8 protein-coding genes are annotated in these 7,570 nt (G+C 67.6%); 3 read left to right on the plus strand and 5 right to left on the minus strand.

Translation table 11 applies throughout. The features are described from left to right. Nucleotides 1-93 precede the first annotated feature (93 nt). The 3 genes from AC2VON_RS02745 to AC2VON_RS02755 are packed head-to-tail and all read right to left on the minus strand — an operon-like array spanning nt 94 to nt 1,077. Nucleotides 94-510, minus strand: coding sequence for a type II toxin-antitoxin system VapC family toxin (locus AC2VON_RS02745; RefSeq protein WP_486951570.1), 417 nt, complete (start codon nt 508-510; stop codon nt 94-96). Then, nucleotides 507-734 (minus strand): ribbon-helix-helix domain-containing protein, encoded by a 228-nt coding sequence (locus AC2VON_RS02750; RefSeq protein ID WP_486951564.1) that lies wholly within the window; start codon nt 732-734, stop codon nt 507-509. The genes AC2VON_RS02745 and AC2VON_RS02750 overlap by 4 nt, the downstream gene beginning before the upstream one ends. A gap of 31 nt (nt 735-765) precedes the next feature. Further along, a complete protein-coding gene (locus tag AC2VON_RS02755) occupies nt 766-1,077 on the minus strand; it encodes a hypothetical protein (protein WP_486951565.1) in 312 nt (103 codons plus the stop codon). A gap of 229 nt (nt 1,078-1,306) precedes the next feature. On the opposite strand from AC2VON_RS02755, the gene AC2VON_RS02760 reads away from it, so the two are divergent. Together AC2VON_RS02760 and AC2VON_RS02765 are read left to right on the plus strand one after the other, a co-directional pair. Beyond that, complete coding sequence (locus tag AC2VON_RS02760; RefSeq protein WP_486951571.1) at nt 1,307-2,698, plus strand: AAA family ATPase; 1,392 nt, start codon at nt 1,307-1,309, stop codon at nt 2,696-2,698. Then, complete coding sequence (locus AC2VON_RS02765) at nt 2,691-4,685, plus strand: vWA domain-containing protein (RefSeq protein ID WP_486951566.1); 1,995 nt, start codon at nt 2,691-2,693, stop codon at nt 4,683-4,685. Before AC2VON_RS02760 ends, AC2VON_RS02765 begins: the two co-directional genes overlap by 8 nt. Before the next feature lie 23 nt (nt 4,686-4,708). Here the strand turns inward: AC2VON_RS02765 and AC2VON_RS02770 are convergent, their stop codons facing one another. Then, nucleotides 4,709-5,389: an LppA family lipoprotein gene (locus AC2VON_RS02770; RefSeq protein ID WP_486951567.1), complete on the minus strand. Its 681-nt coding sequence runs from the start codon at nt 5,387-5,389 to the stop codon at nt 4,709-4,711. Next, nucleotides 5,386-7,059 (minus strand): alpha/beta hydrolase, encoded by a 1,674-nt coding sequence (locus tag AC2VON_RS02775; protein ID WP_486951568.1) that lies wholly within the window; start codon nt 7,057-7,059, stop codon nt 5,386-5,388. The genes AC2VON_RS02770 and AC2VON_RS02775 overlap by 4 nt, the downstream gene beginning before the upstream one ends. Before the next feature lie 163 nt (nt 7,060-7,222). Between AC2VON_RS02775 and AC2VON_RS02780 the strand changes: the two genes are divergently transcribed. Further along, nucleotides 7,223-7,570: catalase (locus tag AC2VON_RS02780; RefSeq protein WP_486951569.1), on the plus strand; the 348-nt coding region annotated here is incomplete at its 3' end.

Consider the following 7,570-nt stretch of genomic DNA (forward strand, 5'->3'; position numbering starts at 1 on the left):
GCCGCCGCCGGGGTGACGCTGTATCTGACCGGGGCGCGCCACTTCGCGCACTGATCGTTCCTGGGCGAAACGACCTCGCCGGCACCGACGGATTCACGGAAGGAGTGTGAAGGCCTCGACGTGGCACGGCCGGACGATGTCGAAGTGACGGCGGTCGACGGTCGCGATCTCCTTGATGCGCAACCTTTCCGCTGTCGTCACCACGGCGGCGTCGACGGTGCCGAGCGGCAGGTATCGGTACCGCGCGACAAGTTCGGCGATCCGGAGCCAATCTCCCGCCGCTACCGGCGCGACGGAGAACGCACCTTCGGCCAGGTCGCCGAGGAATCGCACCTCAGCTTCGACACCCAACCGGGTACCCAGTAGGTAGACCACCTCGGTGATGACGAGCGTCGGGACGATCAACGGACCCGGATGGGTCTGCAGAAGCTCCAGCGACGACGCATGGTGCGCATCGTCGGCGTCGACGTAGGAATACAGCGGGCCCGCATCGACGACAATCGCCGCTATGGTCCGACCTCGGCAGCCAGAATCTCTTCGATACGTTCGGAGACATCACTACGGCCGCTACGGCCGGCAGCGGCTGCGTTGAGCCGCCGACGGCCCGTCGGCCCACCAAGGTACGCCTCGAGTGCTTCACGGCTGACCTCCGAGATGGTCAGATTCCGTCGCTGGGCCTCGTGGCGCAGCCGCGCATCCAGCGCGTCAGGGATCTTGACCGTCGTCCGTTTCATGTATGCCAGCATACTCACGCCGACCCCAGCCTCACCGCGCCTCCGCGTCGGACATCCGGTTCAGCGACCGCACGGCGCGGCGCTGCAGCAGGGCCAGCTGGGCGCCGCCGAGCAGATAACGGTGTGGCGCCACGTACAGCCGGCTGCGGCGCAGCCACAGCGGTAGCCGCAGGTTGCAGTTGATCAGGTTTTGGACGCTGGTGAGCAGGCAGCCGGGCAGGTCCTCCTTGCCCTCCAGATGCGGCACGGTGGTGCAGATCCGGTTGCGTTGCTCGTCGGTGACGCCGAGCAGCTCCAGGTGGGCGATCAATGCGGCACTGAACGTCTGCTGGCACATCAGCACCGACCGCAAGGTGACCCGTCCGGGGGAGAACAGCGGCTGCGGATCCCGCCTGGCCAGGCCGTTGGCCGAGCACGGTGGCGCAGCTGGTGCAGCCGGACGAACGGGTAGGCGTCATTCCAGTGGGCGCCGGCGCCGAGGTCACCGTCGTCATGCTAGCCCGGACCGGGCGATCGGAAGACAAGTCCGTGACGCCCACCGGTCGCCGCCGTAGCGTGGAGTGGTGCCTTCGCTGAATCACCCACCCGACTTCCCCGAAACCGTCGGCGAGCTGCGCGCCGCCGGCCATCGGGAGCGCAGCGTCAAACAAGAGATCGCCGAGAACCTGCTCACCGCGCTCTCCGACGGGTCGGAGAGCGTCGACATCTGGCCGGGAATCTTCGGCTTCGACGACACCGTGCTGCCCCAGCTAGAACGCGCGCTGATCGCCGGGCACGACGTCGTGCTGCTCGGTGAGCGCGGCCAGGGCAAGACCCGGCTGCTGCGCGCCTTGGCCGGGCTGCTCGACGAGTGGACCCCGGTGATCGCCGGCGCCGAACTCGGCGAGCACCCCTACTCGCCGATCACCCCGGAGTCGATCCGGCGCGCGGCCGAGCTCGGCGACGACCTGCCGGTCACCTGGCGACACCGCGGCGACCGCTACACCGAGAAGCTGGCCACCCCGGACACGTCGGTGGCCGACCTGATCGGTGACATCGACCCGATCAAGGTCGCCGAGGGCCGCAGCCTCGGCGACCCGGAGACCATCGCCTACGGCCTGGTGCCGCGTGCGCACCGCGGCATCGTCGCCATCAACGAGCTGCCCGACCTGGCCGAGCGGATTCAGGTCTCGCTGCTCAACGTGATGGAGGAGCGCGACATCCAGGTGCGCGGCTACACGCTGCGGCTGCCGCTGGACGTGCTGGTGGTGGCCAGCGCCAACCCGGAGGACTACACCAACCGCGGCCGCATCATCACCCCGCTCAAAGACCGGTTCGGCGCCGAGATCCGCACCCACTACCCGCTGGAGATCGACGCGGAGGTGGATGTCATCACCCAGGAGGCGCACCTGAGCGCGCAGGTGCCCGACTACCTGCTGACTGTGCTGGCCCGGTTCGCCCGCTACCTGCGCGAGTCCCGGTCGGTCGACCAGCGTTCCGGGGTGTCGGCACGGTTCGCGATCGCGGCGGCGGAAACGGTGGCGGCGTCGGCGCGCCACCGCGGCGCGCTGCTGGGGGAGAACGACCCGGTTGCCCGGGTGGTTGATCTTTCCACGATCATCGACGTGCTGCGCGGCAAGCTGGAGTTCGAGTCCGGTGAGGAAGGGCGAGAGCAGGCCGTGCTCGAACACCTGCTGCGCCGCGCCACCGCCGACACCGCGTCGAAAGCGCTGGGCGGAATCGATGTCGGCCCGCTGGTGGCCGCGGTCGATCGGGGTTCGGCTGTGACCACCGGAGAGCGGGTGTCGGCCAAGGCGGTGCTGGCGGCGTTGCCCGGTCTGCCGATCATCGACACCATCGCCGTCCGGCTGGGTGCGGAATCCGACGGTGAGCGCGCCGCCGCACTCGAATTGGCGTTAGAGGCACTGTATCTGGCCAAGCGCATCGACAAGGTGTCCGAGGAGGGCGAAACCGTCTATGGCTAGCGGTCATCGCGGCCATCCCTGGGGCCGTTCAGCACACTACTCGACCTACACCGGCGGTCCGGACCCACTGGCCCCGCCGGTGGATCTGGCCGAGGCGCTGGAACAGATCGGTCGCGACGTCATGGACGGTGCGTCACCACGAAGGGCGCTGTCGGAGCTGTTGCGGCGCGGCACGAAGAACATGCCCGGCGCCGACCGGTTGGCCGCCGAAGCACACCGGCGCCGTCGGGAATTGTTGCGCCGGAACAACTTGGACGGCACGCTGGCTGAGATCAAGAAATGGCTCGATGCGGCCGTGCTGGCCGAACGCAAGCAGCTTGCCCGCGCGCTTGATGACGACGCCCGCTTCGCCGAGCTGCAGCTGGAGGCTCTTTCGCCGTCACCGGCCAAGGCCGTGCAGGAGCTGTCCGATTACAACTGGCGCAGCGCCGAGGCCGCCGAATCCTACGAGAAGATCAAGGATCTACTCGGCCGCGAGCTGCTCGACCAGCGTTTCGCCGGGATGAAACAGGCGCTGGCCGGCGCCACCGCCGAAGACCGCCGACGGGTCACCGAGATGCTCGACGCCCTCAACGAGTTGTTGGACAAACACGCGCAGGGGAAAGACAGCCAGGACGACTTCGCGAACTTCATGGATAAACACGGCGAGTTCTTTCCCGAACGTCCGCGCAACGTCGAGGAGTTGATCGACTCGCTGGCCCGCCGCGCCGCCGCAGCGCAGCGGTTCCTCAATAGCCTGAATCCCGAACAGCGGGCCGAGCTGCAGGCATTGGCCATGCAGGCGTTTGGATCTCCTGCGCTGCAGCAGGCGCTGGGCCGGCTGGACGCACACCTGCAGACGCTGCGTCCGGGCGAGGACTGGACGGGTTCCTCGGAGTTCTCCGGGGACAACCCGCTGGGCATGGGGGAGGGCGCCCGAGCGCTGGCCGACATCGGTGAGCTGGAGCAGCTGGCCGAGCAGCTGTCGCAGAGCCATCCCGGCGCCACCATGGACGACGTCGACCTGGACGCGCTGGCCCGCCAACTCGGCGACCAAGCGGCCGTCGAGGCCCGGACGTTGGCCGAGCTGGAACGAGCACTGGTCAGCCAGGGGTTTTTCGACCGCGGGTCCGACGGGCAGTGGAGGCTTTCGCCCAAGGCGATGCGCCAGCTGGGCCAGACGGCGCTACGCGATGTCGCACAGCAACTGTCCGGGCGCCGCGGTGAGCGGGACCACCGCCGGGCCGGGGCCGCCGGCGAGTTGACCGGCGCGACGCGCCCCTGGCAGTTCGGCGACACCGAGCCGTGGAACGTCACCCGCACGCTGAGCAACGCGGTGCTGCGGCAGGCGGGAAGCCCGGTCCGTCCGGATTCGCGGATTGCCATCGCTGTCGACGACGTCGAGGTCTCCGAGACCGAGACCTGCACCCAGGCCGCGGTGGCGTTGCTGGTGGACACGTCGTTCTCCATGGTGATGGAGAATCGTTGGCTGCCGATGAAGCGGACGGCACTGGCGCTGAACCACTTGGTCAGCACCCGGTTTCGTTCGGATGCGTTGCAGATCATCGCATTCGGGCGCTATGCGCGCACTGTTACGCCGACGGAGCTGATGGGTTTAGAGGGTGTTTACGAGCAGGGAACCAACCTGCACCACGCGCTGGCGCTCGCCGGTCGGCATCTGCGCCGCCATCCCAACGCCCAACCGGTGGTGCTGGTAGTCACCGACGGCGAGCCGACGGCGCATCTGGAAGACATCGACGGGGATGGATCGGCGGTGTTTTTCGACTATCCGCCTCATCCACGGACCATCGCCTACACGGTCAAGGGCTTCGACGACGTCGCCCGCATCGGTGCGCAGATGACGATCTTCCGGCTGGGCAGCGACCCCGGGCTGGCCCGGTTCATCGACCAGGTGGCGCGCCGGGTGGCGGGCCGGGTGGTGGTGCCTGACGTCGACGGTCTGGGTGCGGCCGTGGTCGGTGACTACCTGCGGTCTCGGCGCCGGTAGACGTCGGTAGACGCGGGCAGTCGTCAGGGCACGTCGCGGGTGCGGCCCCCGGGTGAGCCGTACAGGTACGGGTAGCGGACGTCGGGGTCGCCGGCGGGGCGCAGTGTCCGTGGTGGTGGGGCCGTGCGCCAATCGGTCGGCAGGTGGCAGCCGGTGCTGTAGGAGTAGTCCAACGGCCGGCCGACACCGAGGTTGACCAAATTGATCAACGCGCCGTCGTCGCGTCTTTGCGAGTCGTTCGGCGAGCCGAGTGGTCGTGGTGGTTGACCGGGTAGCAGGTCGTTTTGGTGAAATCCGGCCGCCGCGAACGCCGGCTCCAGTTCGGTGGTGATCTGCAGCCACTGCTCGGCCGTGGGTGCAGGCCTGCCGGAGAACATCGCGCTGTGTTCCTGCGCCCCGATGGTGCGGTCGAACGGTTCGCCGCAGCCATTGGACGGGCTTTCCGCGTGCAGCGTTGAGAATTTGGTTCGCGGCGAGTATTTCGCGATCGCTGCCCGGATCACTCTGTCGAGTTCGGCCAGTTGGTGCTGGACGGGTTCCAGGTCGGGGCGCTGGTTGACGACTTTTTGCAGCCGGTCCAGTTCATGGCGTCCCGGGTTGGCGTACGGGTTGAACGTGGTCGGCTTGATGCATCCGCTGAGCGCCATGGCGGCGCCGACCAGCAACCCAAACGAGATCCATGGGGTCCGTAGTGTCCGTCTCATGCCGGGTGTCTCCAAAAGGGGCGAGATGGCTCGGGTGGACCGAAAATCGGTCCGGGGGCCAGGGCATACGGCCTGACGGTTTTGTCGGGGAGTCCGGCCAGCACCGCGGCCATGTTGTAGCCACTCATGCGCAACTCGTCGTTGCTGCCCAGTTGCGGATACTCGGAGTGACCGTGCGCCTTCTCGTGCAGCTTACCGTCCGGAGCGACCCCGCTGTCGGCGGAAAGCTCGAACATGCCCGGTACCTCGAAAAGACCGGGACCGAAATTATGCGCGATGGGGATGGTGCCGGCGACCTGGTCGTGGACGCCGATCATGTAGTAGGCGTGTCCGGGCTCGACGCCCAGTTGTGCTGCGTCGGTGATCTCAGCTCCCGGCGAGCCGTAAAGGACGACGTCATCGACCGGCGCACCCAGTTGTAGCGCCAGGCTGGTGGTGAGCGAACCGTAGGAGTGCCCGAATGCCGTAATATGCTGATTCGCAGCGTTAGTGGATGCCGCCAATCCCTTGTAGAAGTGATTCAGCCGTTCGGCGCCGGCGTGCGCGAGATCATCGTGGATCACGTCGTAGATATTGTCGGGCGCGTCATAGCCCAGGTAGGCCACCGACGCGACCGCATCGGCGCTGGGCCGGCCCGCCTCATCACGCAGCCGGCTCGCGTTGTCACGCTGGGTTCGGGCTTCGCTAACCATTTTCTCGACGCTGGAACTGACCCGGGTGTTCAGGCCTCCCACCGTGACTCCGACGCGCTCGGCGTTGTCGACGTCACCGATCGCCACGGCGGCCAGCACCTTGCCCGGGTGACTCGTGGTATCGAGCAGAAGCAGTTTCACCTCGCTGCCGCGTTCCCCTGCCAGGGTATTCCGCAGCGCGGTCAGGTCGGCGATCTTGCCCGGGTTGGTGTGCCATCCATTGCGGTCGAGCCAGCCGTTTTCCAGCCGGGCGATCTCGCCGGGGAGCGCGGCCAGGTTGAGTTCACTGCGGGTGTCGGCGGGGATGCCGTCGCGGTTGCGGATCGAATCGCCGAAGCGCCGTCTGACCCCGCTCTGCTCGGACGGGTTGAGGGAGCCCCACCAGGTGCCGACCTCCTCGGGGGTGGCTTCGGGCGGCGGAGGAACGGGCACCGGGAACGGTCCGGCGCTGATTTCGGCGCGGACCTTTCTCGGTGACAGGTCGCCGTCGGCGCCGCGGATGGCCGCGGCCAGGTCTTCGTCGGCGCTCTCGGCGTCTTGCAGCAGTTGCCGAATCGCCAATGAAACCTGTATCTGCGCATCCATGATGCGCCACTGCTGCGCCGGCGAGAATGACAGCATGTTCGTCGGCAGACCCACCGTCGCGCTCTGTGCGTCGATGCGCAGGTGGTAATCGCGAGCCGTGTGGCGGATCTGGCGCAACCGCAAAGTGATAGCGGCGACCTCCGCCGCCGCCTTTTCCGCGGCGCGCCCCACCGCCTCGCAGGCTTCGGCGTGAGCGTTGAGGTCGAGCATCGTGCGATGGGCGGCGGCCCGGGCCGCCGCCGCGGTGTCACCGTCCCAATCCAGGAACACCATGGTCTCCCCGATGGCTGCCGACGCGATGCGGGTGCGGTGTCCGCGGGCGATCGCTGCCTGGAAAACCGTGCTGATCGCGTCAGGATCCCAGCGGTCGAGGTCCGGCAGCGACAAGGTCATTGCGCCACGTCCGCCATAGCCCCCCCTTGTGGCTGCCGCAACAGCCGACTCGAGCGCAGTGTGGCAAGACGCGGAATCACGGACAATTCATCCTTCAACAGGCATAATGTCGCGCTGAACAGAGCCCCGAACACAGCTTTGGACACAGCGAGGAGGTAGGCCGATGGCCGAAAGCTACACCACCACCGACGCCGGCGCCCCAGCGCCGAGCGACACCGATTCGCTGACCGTGGGACCCGACGGTCCGATCCTGCTTCAGGACCACTACCTGATCGAGCAGATGGCGATGTTCAACCGGGAACGCACCCCGGAGCGTCAACCGCACGCCAAGGGCGGGGGTGCGTTCGGTCGCTTCGAGGTGACCGCCGACGTCAGCATGTACACGAGGGCGGCGGTGTTTGCGCCGGGCGCCAAAACCGAGATGCTGGCCCGGTTCTCCACGGTGGCCGGAGAGCGGGGCAGCCCGGACACCTGGCGCGACGTTCGTGGGTTCGCGCTGAAGTTCTACACA

The organism is Mycobacterium sp. TH-M82 (assembly GCF_057473605.1).

Coding starts and splice junctions, on each gene's coding strand:
- AC2VON_RS02750 (WP_486951564.1), bottom strand. CDS start 734: ATGAAACGGACGACGGTCAAGATCCCTGACGCGCTGGATGCGCGGCTG.
- AC2VON_RS02765 (WP_486951566.1), top strand. CDS start 2,691: ATGGCTAGCGGTCATCGCGGCCATCCCTGGGGCCGTTCAGCACACTAC.
- AC2VON_RS02770 (WP_486951567.1), bottom strand. CDS start 5,389: ATGAGACGGACACTACGGACCCCATGGATCTCGTTTGGGTTGCTGGTC.
- AC2VON_RS02775 (WP_486951568.1), bottom strand. CDS start 7,059: ATGACCTTGTCGCTGCCGGACCTCGACCGCTGGGATCCTGACGCGATC.